This window comes from Acinetobacter sp. SA01 (assembly GCF_011319235.1).
In the GTDB taxonomy this organism is placed as follows: domain Bacteria; phylum Pseudomonadota; class Gammaproteobacteria; order Pseudomonadales; family Moraxellaceae; genus Acinetobacter.
The window spans coordinates 47,085-63,285 of the sequence record NZ_WXXM01000009.1; the positions used below are offsets into that span (position 1 = coordinate 47,085).

The 16,201-nt window shown below is 39.5% G+C and carries 19 protein-coding genes and 1 tRNA gene; 19 read left to right on the forward strand and 1 reads right to left on the reverse strand.

The genetic code is table 11. From position 1 onward, the window contains the following. Nucleotides 1–30 precede the first annotated feature (30 nt). The 19 genes from GTU69_RS09910 (at nt 31) to GTU69_RS09995 (ending at nt 15,784) form a co-directional block, all read left to right on the forward strand. The gene (locus GTU69_RS09910) at nt 31–246 is read left to right on the forward strand and encodes a transcriptional regulator (RefSeq protein ID WP_166170163.1); all 216 of its coding nucleotides are present in this window, start codon (nt 31–33) and stop codon (nt 244–246) included. 3 nt (nt 247–249) lie between these two features. Further along, nucleotides 250–633, forward strand: a complete 384-nt coding sequence (locus tag GTU69_RS09915; RefSeq protein ID WP_166170165.1) for a hypothetical protein — start codon at nt 250–252, stop codon at nt 631–633. Further along, complete coding sequence (locus GTU69_RS09920; RefSeq protein ID WP_166170167.1) at nt 630–845, forward strand: helix-turn-helix domain-containing protein; 216 nt, start codon at nt 630–632, stop codon at nt 843–845. The genes GTU69_RS09915 and GTU69_RS09920 overlap by 4 nt, the downstream gene beginning before the upstream one ends. Next, nucleotides 842–1,348, forward strand: a complete 507-nt coding sequence (locus GTU69_RS09925; protein WP_166170169.1) for a BRO family protein — start codon at nt 842–844, stop codon at nt 1,346–1,348. Before GTU69_RS09920 ends, GTU69_RS09925 begins: the two co-directional genes overlap by 4 nt. Beyond that, complete coding sequence (locus tag GTU69_RS09930; RefSeq protein WP_166170171.1) at nt 1,341–1,709, forward strand: hypothetical protein; 369 nt, start codon at nt 1,341–1,343, stop codon at nt 1,707–1,709. Before GTU69_RS09925 ends, GTU69_RS09930 begins: the two co-directional genes overlap by 8 nt. A 9-nt stretch (nt 1,710–1,718) precedes the next feature. Further along, on the forward strand, nt 1,719–2,024 hold the full coding sequence (locus GTU69_RS17185) for a hypothetical protein (protein WP_240921619.1): 306 nt from the start codon (nt 1,719–1,721) through the stop codon (nt 2,022–2,024). 118 nt (nt 2,025–2,142) lie between these two features. Then, entirely contained in the window at nt 2,143–2,424 is a 282-nt protein-coding gene (locus GTU69_RS09935) for a hypothetical protein (RefSeq protein WP_166170172.1), read from the forward strand. Between the two features lie 2 nt (nt 2,425–2,426). Continuing rightward, nucleotides 2,427–2,831, forward strand: coding sequence for a hypothetical protein (locus GTU69_RS09940; RefSeq protein WP_166170174.1), 405 nt, complete (start codon nt 2,427–2,429; stop codon nt 2,829–2,831). Continuing rightward, entirely contained in the window at nt 2,824–4,944 is a 2,121-nt protein-coding gene (locus GTU69_RS09945; RefSeq protein WP_166170176.1) for a DUF3987 domain-containing protein, read from the forward strand. Before GTU69_RS09940 ends, GTU69_RS09945 begins: the two co-directional genes overlap by 8 nt. A gap of 240 nt (nt 4,945–5,184) precedes the next feature. After that, nucleotides 5,185–5,511: a single-stranded DNA-binding protein gene (ssb, locus tag GTU69_RS09950; protein ID WP_166170178.1), complete on the forward strand. Its 327-nt coding sequence runs from the start codon at nt 5,185–5,187 to the stop codon at nt 5,509–5,511. 179 nt (nt 5,512–5,690) lie between these two features. Next, complete coding sequence (locus GTU69_RS09955) at nt 5,691–6,881, forward strand: Fic family protein (protein WP_166170180.1); 1,191 nt, start codon at nt 5,691–5,693, stop codon at nt 6,879–6,881. A 91-nt stretch (nt 6,882–6,972) separates the two neighbouring features. After that, entirely contained in the window at nt 6,973–7,650 is a 678-nt protein-coding gene (locus GTU69_RS09960; protein WP_166170181.1) for a hypothetical protein, read from the forward strand. 243 nt (nt 7,651–7,893) lie between these two features. Next, nucleotides 7,894–8,505: a hypothetical protein gene (locus tag GTU69_RS09965; protein WP_166170183.1), complete on the forward strand. Its 612-nt coding sequence runs from the start codon at nt 7,894–7,896 to the stop codon at nt 8,503–8,505. Between the two features lie 554 nt (nt 8,506–9,059). Beyond that, nucleotides 9,060–9,305 (forward strand): hypothetical protein, encoded by a 246-nt coding sequence (locus tag GTU69_RS09970; RefSeq protein ID WP_166170185.1) that lies wholly within the window; start codon nt 9,060–9,062, stop codon nt 9,303–9,305. A gap of 60 nt (nt 9,306–9,365) precedes the next feature. Further along, nucleotides 9,366–9,653, forward strand: coding sequence for a hypothetical protein (locus GTU69_RS09975; protein ID WP_166170187.1), 288 nt, complete (start codon nt 9,366–9,368; stop codon nt 9,651–9,653). Between the two features lie 94 nt (nt 9,654–9,747). Next, nucleotides 9,748–9,824: transfer RNA gene (locus GTU69_RS09980), tRNA-Met, on the forward strand. Between the two features lie 272 nt (nt 9,825–10,096). Further along, nucleotides 10,097–10,333, forward strand: a complete 237-nt coding sequence (locus tag GTU69_RS09985; protein ID WP_086175106.1) for a hypothetical protein — start codon at nt 10,097–10,099, stop codon at nt 10,331–10,333. Between the two features lie 715 nt (nt 10,334–11,048). After that, on the forward strand, nt 11,049–15,428 hold the full coding sequence (locus tag GTU69_RS09990; protein WP_166170188.1) for a tape measure protein: 4,380 nt from the start codon (nt 11,049–11,051) through the stop codon (nt 15,426–15,428). 2 nt (nt 15,429–15,430) lie between these two features. Continuing rightward, nucleotides 15,431–15,784 (forward strand): hypothetical protein, encoded by a 354-nt coding sequence (locus GTU69_RS09995; protein WP_166170190.1) that lies wholly within the window; start codon nt 15,431–15,433, stop codon nt 15,782–15,784. Between the two features lie 51 nt (nt 15,785–15,835). Here the strand turns inward: GTU69_RS09995 and GTU69_RS10000 are convergent, their stop codons facing one another. Next, nucleotides 15,836–16,168: a hypothetical protein gene (locus GTU69_RS10000; protein ID WP_166170192.1), complete on the reverse strand. Its 333-nt coding sequence runs from the start codon at nt 16,166–16,168 to the stop codon at nt 15,836–15,838. Nucleotides 16,169–16,201 lie beyond the last annotated feature (33 nt).

Sequence of the window (16,201 nt, forward strand, 5' to 3'; positions counted from 1 at the left end):
CTAACAATATTTAGCCATATAGGTGCATAAATGACTATTAATCCAATCCGCGTCCAATTCAAAACCGCTTGTGAGCTACTAGACATAAGCCGCGAATCGTTGCGCCACATCGTGCGTACTGACGCTGATTTTCCGAAGGCAATTAAGATGGGAACTGCTAAGCAGGCCCCAGTCTATTTTGACTATGCGGAGCTTGTGGAGTGGCACAACAAGCAAAAGCAAAGCCTTGCAGTATTGGAGGCTTAATCTATGACTAAAACTCAAATTAAAGCCATTGCCTTAAATGCCAGCCGGCAATTAAACGCCGTGGCCAAAGATGTTTATAACCGTGATTTAGTGACCTCTATTAATCATAGTCAGTTAAAAGACACCTCAGCTACATTAAATGATTTATACGGCGTACTGGATACTCAGTACCAGCGCAGTATGAAAGCCGGCATTGATGAGCCTATGGAATACACAGAGCTTGTCAAAAAGCGCATTGATGCCCTCGCTGAATATATCCGGCCAGCACGTCTTAAAACTGTTCATATCTCACCTAAGCACATCGTACAAATGCTTGATACTGAACAGCAGGCCATGCACCACCTTTCAACCCTCCTGGATGGAATCAACATAGGGGGCAAAGCATGAGTACAAACCATCAAACCCAAGTTTTAGCCCACCTTAAAACTGGTAAAACACTTTCACAGGCTGAGGCTATTCATCATTTTGATTGCTACCGGTTGAGCGCCGTCATTCAGCGTTTACGTATTGCTGGGCACAACATCGTAACCCACAACGAACCCAACTTGAACGGTAAAGGAACCCATGCACGGTATGAACTAGATGAGGTGCAGGCATGAAACCAGCAATATTTAATTTTAATGAACACGGCGTAAGAGTTGCCCTTGATACCAGTGGCGAACCTTTGTTTTGTTTTCCTGATGTGTGTAAAGCATTAGATATTAAAAATGCTCACGCAAGCCGATTTAGCCTAAATGAAAAGGGTGTACATTTCATGTATACCCCTACCAATGGCGGAACTCAAAAACTCACTTTTATTAGTGAAGAAAACCTTTACCGGATTGTCTTTAGGTCGACTAAACCCGAAGCGCTGAATTTCCAAAATTGGGTATTTGCTGAGGTGCTGCCCTCGATCCGCAAGACCGGTTCATATTCAGCACGGCAAACCGCTTATGAAGAACTGAACCGCCTATGTATGCAGGAAAAAGTATCCAAGGACAAAGGCACATTTCATAGCTTAGGTATGCACCGCCGTAAACATGAAAAGCATTTAAACGCCGTCCGTATTGAAACATGCAAAGCAAATTTACAGCTTACTTTTAAGGGGCTTAACAATGACTGAGCATGTAGACCCTGAGTTTTTTAAAGCCTTTGACCACTACAAAACAATGCTTGAGCAGTACGGGGAACACCACCCTATCACAGAGCAGGCACTTATCCTGACAATGCACTACACCCCTGAACATATCAAAGCGGAAATGAACCAAAAGGCGAAAGAGCTAAACCTACTACCACTACCAAGCGGTTACACGGATGACGGCCAGCCAATGTACCGCCTAGAGGACATTGCAAAGCATTTCGGCATTAGCTTTGAAGAAGCAGAACAGCATTTATTGCAAATGATGGATAACTGCCAGCAGGTAGGGTTATCGAATGACGACGTTTTGATTGATTCAAATATCAATATCAACTTGGTGCAGTGAGGTGAAAGCATGAAAAATAAATCATTCAATATTGCCAATATGCCTAAGTATGGTTATAGTTACTTCGCTTTGAGCAAAATCTCGAAGTTAGCTTTGGTCGGCTATGAATATCTAGCGCATACAGTCCGCTTAATGGGCTTTTTTTGTATGCGTAATTTCTCTATGCGTTCGCATGTTATGGTGAAGTTGGAGGGGGACACTTTCGAGTGTGCCAGTTACCTAGATTACTGGTCGACCAACCCCTTTCAGCTTTGCCACCTTAATTACTTGGTCGTAATTGGCAGAGCTTCTAAATTAAATCTAGGAGCGCATTAATCATGCCTAATATTCATCAAATTACACGCCAACGTATCCAGTCTAATGACTTTGCACAAAAGCAGGGATTAGTTAAGCGCATTTCCTCAATGCTTAAAAAAGTATGGGGAGTGTAACAATGTCGAATCAAATCAATAAAGCCTATAACCCAGATTTAGGTACTACCAGTGCTTTTTTTGCACCTCACCATGAAGCTAATCATTTAAATGCCCAAGATGTTGCTTTTGAATTGGTAGCAAGTGCAAAAGACATTTCGATTGCTACTTTTCAATGTTTTGAAGGCGGCAACAGGCTAATGATTAAAGCGGAAATTGTCGCCAATCTTATTATCGAAATTCAAACAAAACTAGAAATGATTGAAGCTATCTTGCCTTTGGCTTTTGAAAGTGAAGGGGCTTAATCATGTCAAACCAAATCAATAAAACAGCTCAAGACCTTTTAGAAAATGCTCAAGTCATTCTTGAGTCACTAGAAGGCTCATTATTTCGGTTGTATGTCAGCTATGACCAGTGTGACCTTTCTGATGATAAGGCTAAGGCCATGATAAGCGTTTGCGGCATGCTGGCAAATGGTGCTCTAGAAGAGATTGAGAGTGCCAGTGTAAAAACAAAACTAAATATTTCAATATTTGTTAATCAAGCTACTGGCATCCTGGTCACACTTGAAGAACTCTCAGATTTTTATTTATCCAAAGGCCATACGGCATCAGCTATACACGGCTTGTTCTTAGTAGTAGGGCAATTAAAAGAATCATTAGAAAATGCAGTTTATGCGGTTACGGGAAAAGGGGGTAGCCACAATGCTTGATTATGACCACCCCAAAGAACTAATAGCACCCGATGCCATTTTAGCGCAATGCACACAGCTTGTATCGTTTGATGAGGCTTATTTATCACATCCATTGATACAGCGTTTTGGCAGTCCTGAGCAGCCGATCTATGTCGATGATGGCAGTGTGGATATAAACGGCGTTACTTATGAGCAGCCCTTAATCATGCCTATCTATGATGGGCAAATGGAGCTTGTACAGTGTGCCGTCATACAGGATGTGCAACGTGTAGCGGTCATCCCTGATGGATTGGCTAAAGGTTTTGCCAGGTATGGTCATTTTGACCATACCCAGCCTGTCATTATTACTTACAGTCTAGAATCATTCTTTAAGGTCGCACAGACTGGCTATGCCGTTGTATTGGTCGTATTGCCCACCTTATGCAATGCAAATCTCACACAGCTCAAGCCGTTTGATTTTGAACAAATCCAATTTGTGATTAATCAGTTATCTGCAGCAGGATACAAGCAGCTTTATTTACCGGTCCGACCTGAGCATATAAATCTTGAACCATTTCAAAAGCTGGAACAAAACACGGCTGTAAGATTGCTTAACCAGTATTTAAAAATTGGTGTGAGTGAGTTTTTCTATCAGTTCGATAAAGAGGATGGTACAGCCGAAATACTGGCGTTTATTGACGAGGCAATTGAGCGATTAAATAAGCCGACTGAATGGGGCGAGTTATTGCCTTTATCTCAATCAGAAACCACTTTGAATCCTTACCCGATTCATGCACTGCCACCACTGGCACAAGATGCGGTAATAGCGATATCGGAACACGTACAGTCCCCAATTGCCATGACTGCCCAATGTGTGATTGGGGCAATGTCACATATTGCCCAGGCTAAAGTAAATGCACCTCATCCGTTTAATGCACACGGCGAGCCATGTAGTTTATTTTTACTGACTGAAGGTCAAAGCGGAAGCCGTAAGAGTACAAGCCGAAATCTAGCAGATCAGGCAATCATTAAGCATGAGCGTAAACAGTACGAGGCATACCGGAAAGAGCTGGAGCAATGGAAAAGCGGACATGCTGGCCTGCCTAAAAAAGACCGGGAGGCATATTGTGCAGAGAATCCGCCACCGAATGACCCAAGCACCCTATACAGCGATATAACGCTTGAATCTATTGCCGGTCTCTTTATCGATGGCATTTTAAGTAATGCTTCTATCGCAAGTGATGAAGCAGGCCAGTTTTTTGGTGGCCATACCATGAAAGGCGATACACGTAACCAAGCACTAGGAGGCTATGCCAAGTTATTCGATGATGGTTTTGTGGAACGTACCCGATCCAAATCTAATTTGAACGGTAGTGGCCGGGCCTATGACGTGCGATTGACGTTCAATCTGCAGGGGCAACATGAAGTATTAGCAGAGGCATTAAAAGACCCAGTTTTAAGAGGGCAGGGATTTTTACCTAGATTTATTCTAACCATTCCCGAAAACCTAGCAGGCACACGCCTACAGGATGCAATCTATCGGAATAAGAACGCAAGCACAGACCACAGACTTATAGCCTACTGGACACGCTGCGAATATCTACTCGATGACTGTCCACACGTAAAAGCTGAGCAAGAGCTACATAATGGGCGCTATGTTCTGCCTATGAGTGATGAGGCAAGAGAGATAGATCAAGAGTTCTACAATATGTTTGAGTTACTTCAAGGTAAAGGAAAACGCTATGAGTACCTGCAGGCATTCGCCAGTCGTGCCAGTCAATTAGCACGCCGTCTAGCGACTGTATTTGCTTATTTTGAGGGCTCGCAGTGGATTGATGCCAAAACCCTCAAGGGGGCTTGTGAAGTTGTTAAGCATTCTTTAAATGAATGGGCAATGTATGCAGATATTGAGGTGAAAGCCGAAAGTGATGCAGAGCGTTTAATTAAATGGCTTGTCAAAAAGTGCAATGACCAAAAGACTGACCGTATAGCGTATTCAAATGTTCAAACTTCATGCCCTAGACCAATGCAAAAGAATAAAAACCTTTTGGAGATGGTTATACAGCAGTTGATAGATTCAAACTATATCAAGATCGAATCTATAGGACGGACAAGATACGTTGTAATTCACCCTTGTTTAGTAGAATCGTGACTAAGTGACTAAATAAGGCTGAAAGCATTACCACCAAAGGATTTACATTTAGCAGTAATTGTTTGACTAAGTGACTAAGTGACTAAGCAAAAAATCTTAAATCATTATTTCATTTAGTCGCTTAGTCATATGGTTTTTATATGACTGCTAAATACAGAGCCTTATATATCAGTGGTTACAGGGCGATTTAGTCATTTAGTCAGACTTTTAAAGAAAAATATATAAATTGAGATTGAACCAATGGCAAACTTAAACAGAGTTACAGTGATGGGTGTTCTAGGCCGTGACCCTGAAACTAAACAATTTCCCAATGGTGGCAGCGTTACCACTTTCAGTGTGGCGACTTCTGACCACTGGAAGGACAAGACCACAGGAGAACGCAAACAGGCTACAGAATGGCACAGGATTACCACCAGCAACCGTTTAGCTGAGATTGCCAGTAAGTACCTCAAGAAAGGCGGGAAGGTTTACGTAGAGGGCTCATTGCGTACAAGGAAGTGGAAAGACCAAAGCGGAATAGATCGGGAAGTGACAGAGATTAGAGCTGATGAGCTGCAATTGCTTTAATGAATAGCCTCCTTAGTTTGGGGTAAGTAGTTGATGTGCAAGAATAAAAAACAACCAAAAGAGGTTTTGACATTTTCTTTGACATTTTCTTTGACATTTTTTTTAGTAATGTTTGACTAAGTGTATGAAATAAAATATTAATGTACTGACATTTTCTTTGACATTTTTACTGACAAAATATGCCTGAACAAAGTAAAACATGGGTAGATGATACTACACTTAGAGTTATGACATACAAATCTGGCTCTTTTACATTTCAGCTAGGGTTTGAGCTAAAAGAAGTTCAAGCTATGTTGGATAGAGTTAATGATTCACAGAATCGTTTTAATAAAACTCCAAGTCTCCCCTTGATTATTGATCAAGTTCAAGAAAAGGTACTTGCAAGTAGTATTTATAGTACCAATACGATCGAAGGGGGACAATTTACGGAGCAAGAAACCGCCGATATTTTAAAGCAAGATCCTAAAACTATTCAGAAGTCAGAAGAAAGAAGGCTTACAAATCTCAAAGAATCTATAGAGTGGATTAAAGCAAAAAGTTCTAAGAAATTGTCTCCAGTATCAGGCAGTCCATTTTCAGTGGAAACGATATTTCATTTGCATACACTCGTTTCACAAAATCTTTCTGAGCAACATAATCCTGCTGGGCAATTACGAAATAATCAACCTACACAGAAAACGATTGTTGGTAATGATGCACATGGAGGAACATATAGACCACCTAAATGTATAGAGGATATAGAGTATCTTATTCAGGCGTGGATAGAGTGGGTAAATAGTCCTAAGATAATTAATCAACCAGTAATTATCAGAGCATGTTTAGCACATTATTATTTTGAGTTAATTCATCCATTTTGGGATGGTAATGGACGTACAGGACGACTAATTGAAATGCTCATATTAGAGCAATCAGGATACAGATTTAGTTCGTCAGCTATATGGAAATATTATCAAACGAATATCCATGAGTATTTCGCATTATTTAATCATTGTAGAAAGCAAGCTGAACGTAAGTTAGATAATCCAAATCAACCTTTCATTACATTTGTACTTAAAGGAATGTTTGAAACAATTGAATATCTACATGACGAAAGCAACCGCTTGATTGAATTTTTGTTGTATCAAACAGCATTGAATAATGCCAAATTCGATAAGAAAATTTCAGATAGACAATTTAATTTAATTCAGACTTTATTTATTGTTTGTAGTGAAAATAAAAAACATTTTTCAAAAGCAGAATTGTATCGAATACCAAGAATACAAATTCTGTTCAATGGGAAGACGGATAGAACCTTCTATCGAGATATTGATAAATTAATCGAGATGAAATTTTTATCTGAACAAGACGGATTAATTTTTGTTGGTAACTAACAGTAAAATTAGCTTCCTTAACCGGGGGCTTTTTTATTAGTGGTTGATTTGTGCTCAATATAATAATATTTTTCTAAATTTAGGGGGATTTATGAATCTAAAAGGAAATAATGCAGAGAAGTTTGCTACAACTTTAATAATATTTTTTGTTCTGTTTTTAGTATACATTTTAGTATGCATTATCTTTAAAACAATGACTGGTACTAATTTAGAGAGCATGGTTAAAGATGGTATGAGCTTTGCTGTAACAGGCATCACGCCTGTAGTCGCTATTCTGCTATTTAGTGATTGGAGGGAACAACACAAATTAATGAAAAATGAAGCAAATATTGAAAGAATATTATTAGATTTAAATAATGTTGATCGAAAAATTAAAAAATTTCTTAATGTCTCCCTCAGCCTTAGGGCAGATGCTATCGAGATTGAAAACTTAATTCCGCTAAAACCTGAGATTGATCAATGCTCACAAGATATCAATACAATTTTTCTTCAGTTAAGATTTTTTGACTTTAAGGTTAATGATAAAGAAATAAAGGATACTTGCACCCAATTTTTAACAGAAATAATATTCGTTCTAACTCAATGTAAATTTTGCTTAGATCATTACGAGAAAACTATAAATAATAGTAATGAAGCAGATAATGAAAAAGCATTTCTCAATGCATCTAAAACCTTATTAATGGGCTCAGTTAAGACATACTGGGATAAAAGTTCTGAAAAATTTAGTCAAATCGATAAGCTCTCAAAAAAATACGTTATTGAATCATAGTTTTGGATCAAATTTTCCCTATTAGATTTGGAATCTGAAAGGATGGCATTCGAAATGCTATAGGGATAGCGAGTACCGCCAAAAGATAATGGTACTATGAGATAGGGTATCCCTATTAAATGGTACTGGTATATTTAAATACGATTGAAATTTATGAAAAAGAAAACTTTAGAAGAAAAGATAAAAAATGTTAGTAGTTAGGCTTTAGGCTTATCGATTTTATATTTCTTAATTGGGGCATGGTTGAATAGTGATGGCTCCCATTTCGACCCGGCTAAAACCTATGAGTTAATTAAAGATACTCTCACACTTACAGCAACATTCCTTGCACCAGTAGCGGCTTTTGTATTGTTTAGTGATTGGCGAGAACCTCATGTTGAAAAAATTATTGAAGATGGTAGTTCAAAAATTTATGAAGGCATAAATAATGGGATTAATGAATTGCTCCGAATTCTATTTGAAATAGAAGATCATGATAATTTCAAAGAAAATAACGACTCTATCCCAGCAAAATTAATCGATGAATTATCTGAAAAAATAGAAAAGCTTAATATATTGAATATACATTTGGGAGCTAGAGGTGCTGTTGTTAAAAATTTCACAGAGTGTACTGCTAACATCCTAAAACAAATAAGAGGCCTAAATAATGAATCAGCCTTTCTATCTACTTATCAATTAAAGATACAAAATCCACATGTTTATAATGATCTTGCTTGTGATGATCAAGATTTTGCAGAGGAAATGCAGAAATCATATGATGGTCTATATTCACAGATTTTGCGAACGGTTCCCGAATTAAGAACATTAGAAAGAAAATTAAAGACACTATGTGATGAATTAAAAATTAAAGCATAGCTATAGTGCTAAGGCTATCTATGGACAGATCCGCAGTATCGAATTTGAAATCCCAAAAGGTGGCATGTGAAATGCGACCCTTTGAGAAAGCCTTACTTAATTTGGCTTTCACAAAAAATGGACCCAAAATCACTACAAGATTTTTCCTTGATGGCTCATATTCTTAAATTGACAAATATCGGGCCTAAAACCTTATGGGATATGACTTACGGCATTTTTGATGATATGGATTTTCATCAAGGAACATCAAGGAAAACCTCTATCCAAATCTGGATACCCCATCCGCATTTCAAATGCCAATGGGAAAATTCCGATCTTATTCTTTCATGAATAAGGGCACCATAATCGGGCCGGCAGGATAAGCCTTGACCAATTCATAACGCCGTCAGGTATGGTCATTATCACCATGCAGATTCAACCATCATGGAAATCGTGATAACTGAATACCTGACTTTAGACGGCGTTAGATTCATGCAGTCTAATTAGCCAAAACGCATTTTTGCGTTGTCATGATGTTGAACCCCATGAAACCTGTTATTCAAAAGGAGAGGGATATGAGCAACACCGAGTTATTACAAACCATCCTTTCAAAGGTCGAGGGTCTGGAAAAAGCTTTGATTCAGCAGAATGAACGCCGAGTGAAGGCTAAAGAATTTGCAGCACGTTTAGGTGTTTCAATTCCAACCCTTTACGCTCGCATCGCGGAAGGATTGATTGAAAAACCAATGAAGGATGGGAAGCTGAGCTACTGGCTGAACAGTTATGTAAATGATGTTGTTGTGGGTAATGAAAGCCCATAATAGTGGGATTTTTTCATATTGCAGATGGTATAGTGGGCTACCAACTCAGTAATTTGTTTTATGTCAGAATTTTATAAATACCGATACACTCAAATAAGTGTATTGGGTTCATTACCAACACACAAAGTGCTTATAAGTAACATCCCTAATAAAGCAAAATTGGTATTTGCCGATAATACTTTTATATATGGCTCAATTTCTGATTGGGTGTTAGGTAATTCAGATTTTGATTCACGAGCATCAACATGGCTAGAAGAGCCAAAGGCTTTTTTGGAAGATGAGAGAAGAAGATTGAGCCTTTATAGGACTTCTCATCCGTTGTTTAAGACTGAGCCGAGTATGGGTTAAGATGTTTAATTAATTTAATTGCCTCTGTAAGTGACTATATTTCTAATAAAGTTTGCTTTGATGCTACTTATGACGTATAAAGTCACCTCGTTGATGCGGGATGGAGCAGTCTGGTAGCTCGTCGGGCTCATAACCCGAAGGTCGTTGGTTCAAATCCAGCTCCCGCTACCAACGAAAAAAGATTCAAAGTTTATAGCCCAGTCTACCCAGACTGGGTTTTTTTATGGCTGCTTTATTTAAAAGCAGCAGTATGAATATTTGTATTAGTGATGATCTAGAAGGGCAAGCTTTTTTGAAATTGTGTGATGCCTCACATCGGATCGAAGCCATATTAAAAAAGCCAAAGAATTGAATCTAAGGGCTCATCGAAAGGCGTGCTTTTTTGATACGAGATATTCATAAAATTAAAGTATGATGTTTTTTTAGGTTTCAGTTCAATTCAAATGCCAAATATCAGTGTAAAAAAACTAGATAAACTTATTGGTGATATGGTCTCAAAAAATCAAACACCTGAAAAAATATTAATTGGTTATAAGGCTTATGGCGAGCTAATGAAAGATCGCAAATTCTTTGAAGAAGTGGTCGGTTCAGCTATGGAGCCCAGTAAGCGAAAATATAAGAAGTTTAAAATTAGAGTTACTCAAGATGATTATCAGCTTGAGGTGAAGGGTCTAACTTAATAGATTGATATATCACTAAAAGCTCGGTCATTTGATCGGGCTTTTTTAATACTTAATAAATAACTAATTAAAATTTTATAATATATTGATTTATCTTTTTTTATTTTAATTTTTGGAATATTCAGCCAGTGAAAACTATTTGAATAGTGTACAAAATGGTCAATAGAAACTGCTGTAGTTTCTGAATGACCTCCCAAGGTCCTTAGTTTATAAGCCCACATCAATCTACTACTGAAGTGGGCTTTTTTTTGTCTGGAGGAAAGCATATTTCGTTTTTTTCGTAATCCTAACCGGTTCAGGAATATTGCCCTTTTTAGCAGTCTATAAAACTTGGTTCGACCTACAGCAAGAAGGTCTATAAAGGGTTATTTAAATATCTAGTACTTAGACAAAAAATGTTCATATTTTGATGTGGTAACAGCAAAAATTTGAGGTAGTAACATAGTCAAAATATAAAAAAATAAACAAAAGTATAGACATTAATTATATGAGTATGACTTTATGATTAATCTATAAAAACTCTCATTTAGGCCTAAATTTTTGTGCAATTATTTTATAAAATAAATAATAAAAACAAATATATATAACAATAAAAAGACTTTTATCTTAGGTATAAAAACTATTATGAATTAAAATATGTGCAGAGCTGAACAATATAAAAAGTGCACTATTTTTTGTTTGGCCAACTTTAATAATTTAAATAGGCGAGTAGTGTATGTCTGGAAAAAATTTAACATTTAAATTGGTAATGGATGCTGATACCAAGGGGTTTGATACTGGTACTAAGGCATCTAAAGACAAGTGGGAAGCTTTCATATCGGTATTAAAGAAAGAATCGGAAGCACTAAAGACAACCTCTGCAGATGCATCAAAAGCAATTGGCAATATCGTTCCTGATGAACTGAATAAAAACACGAAAGAGGCCAAAGATGGTCTGGCTGCATTATCGAGGGCTGCTGAAAATGCCGGAGAGACTGCTAAGCGTGCTGGTTTTGAAATTGGTGAAGCTATCCCGGGTGATGCTGTCCAGTTGGCAGAGTCACTGGGTAATAAGTTCTTTACTGCAGCAAAAGAGATCGAGGCCTTAGGTGATAAGTCGACTATTAGTGCCGGCGAACTACGTGCAATGTCGAGTGCCGGGGAACAAGGCCTTAATGCATTAAATCTAGCCTTGAAAGCATCCCAGGCTGAACTTGTTCGACTTCAAAGCACTGATGGCACCTTAAAAGATATTGAAATCGCCAAGCAGCGCGTTTTCAGTATTCAGGATGCGATTAACGAGGCATCCAGCGCATTTAATTACTATCAGGGTGTTGCTATCAATGCCATGAAAGGTGTTGATAATGCAACCCAGTCAGCAATCAACAAGGTACAGCAATTCAGCTCCGTAGATCTAACCGGTGTAGTGGGAGAGGTTCAAACTGCCAGCCGTGCGATTGAAAGTATGGGAGATGGCGCGGCTATTTCTTCAAAAGAATTGGAACGAGTTGGCCAGCTGGGAACTCAGGCCATTAATTCACTCCAAAATGAGTTACAGCAGGCAAATTTAGAACTTAAGGCTCTTAGCCAATCATCTGATGCTGTGCCACTTAGTAAATTCAATGAAGCCACTGCAAAGGTTAACGCCCTGGAGGATGCATTATCTTTAACAAAGACCGCTTATACGGATTTTCAGACCAGAGCATCTACAGCAATGGGAAGTGTAAGCAGTAGCACGGATAAGGCATCAAATAGCGCCACACAGGCAGGGCATGCGATTTACGCTGCACTTGGTAAGACACCACCCACGGTAATTAATGATGCAATTGCGAACTTAAGTAAAAAGCTTGAGGACTTTAAAGCCAATAGCAAAATGCCTGCTGAGGAAGTTGCCCGGGTAACCAGACTTACTGAACAAGAGATTGCACGCTTAAGAAGTGAATTAGACGGCGTAGACACCTCTGCAAGTAAAGCCAATATGGGTATGGGTACATTATCCAAAGGGGTAGACGCCACCAAGTTCGCCGTGACAGCACTTGTTGGAGCAATGGCCGCCCTGGGTGTTGGCTTAAGTATTCGTGAACTGGCCCAAGCAGCTGATTCATACACTAATCTGTCAGCGCGCATCAACATTGCAACGAGCGAAGGTGGTAACTTCAAGCAAGCGATGGCAGGTGTACATCAAATTGCACTCGCTACAAATTCAAGTCTTGATGCTACCGGTAATCTTTTTGCAAAGATTAATGATACCGGTAAAGAAATGGGGATGACGCAGCAACAAGCGTTAGATCTCACCAAAACAATTAATCAAGCAATTCAAATCGGTGGCGGTTCAGCCCAGGCCAGCGAAGCAGCAGTACAGCAATTTATCCAGGCATTACAGTCTGGAGTTCTTCGTGGTGATGAGTTTAACTCCATCATGGAGCAAGCACCCGGGCTAACCAGTGCTATGGCCAAAGGCCTTGGTGTGGCTACTAGCGAACTTAGAAAGATGGCTGAGAATGGGGAGTTGGGTGCTGAACGTGTAGTCAAAGCGCTGCAAAGCCAAGCCAGTGAGGTTCAAAAAACCTACGATAAATTCCCTTTAACGATCAGCAATGCACTGCAGAAGATTTCTACACAGTGGCAGATTCTGATTGGTGAAATGGACCAAGCCAATGGATCAAGCGCAACGGTAGCAAATGCTCTATCGGTTATTGCAGATAATTTGGGTATTTTAAAAGGATTCTTTGATGATGTTGCCGAAGGGGTTGGGTACCTTAAGTCAAAATTTGACGATATAGACCCAAGCACATTAAATGCATTAAGAGACACTCTTACTCAAGTTTATGAAAATGTTAAGCAAAACATTAAATATTTTGCTGATTTTGGTGAAACGGCGTGGAGTGCATTTACAAGTGCAATGGATGCCGTCTCTCCGCTATTTAATGCATTGGTGAGTGGTGGGGAGGATGTAAATGGATTTACAACATTCTTGAATATGTTGCGCATGGCAATGGCAGCTGTTTCGGATGTTAGTTTTGGCTTTAATGTAGGCCTTAAGGTCCTATTATCTTCTGTCCAGTTCTTGGCCGGTGGTTTTTATAGCTTAACCGCTGCGATGTTACAACATGTCCCATTTATGGGGGCAGTGGCAGATGAAGCAGAGAAAGCTTCGGATCGAATGTTTGCTCAAGCAGAAAAGAATATGCGTGGTGCTATTCAACTTAGCAATGAGCATAAATGGGCTGTAGTTGAGACTCGTAATCAAATACAGCAAACTGAAGAGCAGAAAAACGCTGAATCGGTAGAGTCTTCCAAGAAGAAACTCGAGCAGCTTTTAGCTCACCAACAAACTGAAGTTAATGGCACGAAAGTAACTGAATCTGAAAAGATGAGCGCCGTTCAAGCCTATGCTGAAGCCGCCATCAAAGCCAATGGCGGTGTCATGGACGGCGTAATGCAAGCCGATCTACTGACTAAGGGTTATATCGTCACAATAAATCAGGCCGGGAAGGTTAGTGTCCAGGCTGGTGAAAGTGCAGCGCAATCAGCTGAAAATGCCAAGGCCAAAGAAGAGGCCTTAAAGCTGGCCAAGGAAAATGTTAAGAAGGCCGATGAAGAATACCTGGCATTCCAGAAACAGGCCGCCATTGAACGCGCGGCGCTCGATCAGCAGATCCAGCAGGCCAAAGCATCAGGCGATCTAAATGAGCTGAAACAGGCTCAAGATAAGGTCAATCAGATTAATGCCAAAGAGGCTGAGCTGGCAAATAACCGTAATCTACGTATTGCTGAACTCAATCAGCTCAATTCTGGTTCTGGCCAAGTTGTTGAAAGTGCTTATTCAAGGGCATCCGCTGCAGCTAACCAGTTTGGTGTTGATTTGGATGTCTCATTAAATAAAGTATCCAAGTCATTCACAGCATCTGGGAATGGCCTTACTGAGCTCCAAACAAAATTAAACAATGCCGGGGTTACTGGTCAGAATGCCGCAAATGTTCTTTATCAAGCATGGGAGAGCTGGTTAAACAAAGCCAAAAGCCCGGCTGAAATTGATGCAGCTAATGCCAAGCTTCGTGAGTTTGAGGCGCAAGGGGTATTTTCAACCAAACAGGTTGAACTCGGCATTATGGCCATTCGTAATGCGAATGCTAAATTGCCAGATGAATTGGATGAGACTGGAAAAGCCTTTGAACGTCTCGGGATTAAAACCAAGGAGCAATTGAAGCTCTCTGCGCAGCAAGCGGTGATGGATTACATCAAGGTTAGAGATAGTGGAAAGGCTACAGCGGAAGGCGTAGACAGTGCTTATCAGAAGATGATGCAAACCGTTGCGGCCTCTGGTGATGTTGGCGTAATTGCTGCAGCAAATACAATGAATGCTGGCCGTAATCTTGAGATTCAGATTGACGCAACAGGAAAGGCTTCGGTTAAATCCATGTCTGAACTTGAGGCATCTATCAACCGTGCAGGCAATAGCTTTAAGAATATTGAAAATGGAGCAAGATCTGCAGGGAATGTTGTACGTGAAGAAGCCCAAAGTGCCGGTGATGCATGGCAGGCCGCCGTGGCAAAATCGAACAAGGAATTCAGGGATGAAATGAAACGCCAGGGTGAAGCCCTTAGCTCTATGTATGATTATCAGTCTTACAGTAAATCAGATGTTTTGGCTGCGCTTAAGAGCAAGGGCTATAGTGATCAAGAGGCTCAAAAATTGGCGGGCTCGATTTGGTCTGAGGGCTTGGCGGCAGATCGTGATGCAAAATTCTCATCCCTTGGTAATAGTGGACCATTAACAGCTTTGATTAATGCTGAATTTGATAGAGCTGCAGCAAGAGGATTAACTACTCAAAATGGTACGAACAAGATCAATGAATTGTTGCGTCAGCTGAATAGCAATAGCCTAGCTTCAGTTGGATCATTACCTAAAGCGCCTTCAGTGGATATAAATAGCCTTGCGCCTAATGTAAACGCGAATCTACCCACTCCAGATACATCATCTGAGCCTAAAAATACAACTAGGATTGAGCTTGTATCTGGGAATAAGACTGCTACAGTTTACGCTGATGCATCTTCAGGCAATGCACTTCAAGAAATGCTGAGAGAATTAGAAACACTCAAAAAGAGTACTTGATTATGGGTGAGTTAATAGAGTTTAAGCCAAGAAAAGAGCCACTGAGTGAGGTGGTTCATGAAATATTTGCAGAGATGAAGCGCTTTGCTTATGAGAAATTGCTACCACGAGGAATATCTCAGAGCCTTGTTGATGAATTCCTTAATGAGTTTGAGCCCATACTTTTATCAATGATTCCGCCGTCGATTACATTACTGGTCATCAAGGAGGATGATCCGAATCATGATGAACACATGAAGGTGGCGAGTGAAGCTCAAAAACAGATTGATGATTATGTTTTAGGGGTGATATATAAAACTTATCACAGAGAAATGAGGCATTTCCTGACAAAGAAATTGGGATTGAAAGGGGAATAGTTTTAAGCCTTAGAAAAAGAAAAGGTCGTTAAATTTAACGACCTTTTTATATTATTGCTTGGTTCCATCTATATCGCCTCTTACTACTTCAGGCGTTGTACTTACCTTAAAATCATAAAATAGCTTAGCATTGGCTTCACGTTCTTGTGCAAACCAATCATCAAGATACTGTTTGATTTTAACTAGGTGCTGAACTTGTTCATCGTTAGCAGTTTCAGGCATGGAGCAAGATAAATCTGCAAGTAGGTCACATAAATCAGCAATCTTAACTATTGTGTTTTGATGTGATTTTGCAAGCTCATGGGTTACTGTGATTTTGTCTTGTTTCAATTCTCGAATTTCATTTTCAATGTTTACTTGGTTTGTTTTTTCTTTCTCGGTCATGAGCTTAAATATCCTAAATATAAATTTGTTAAT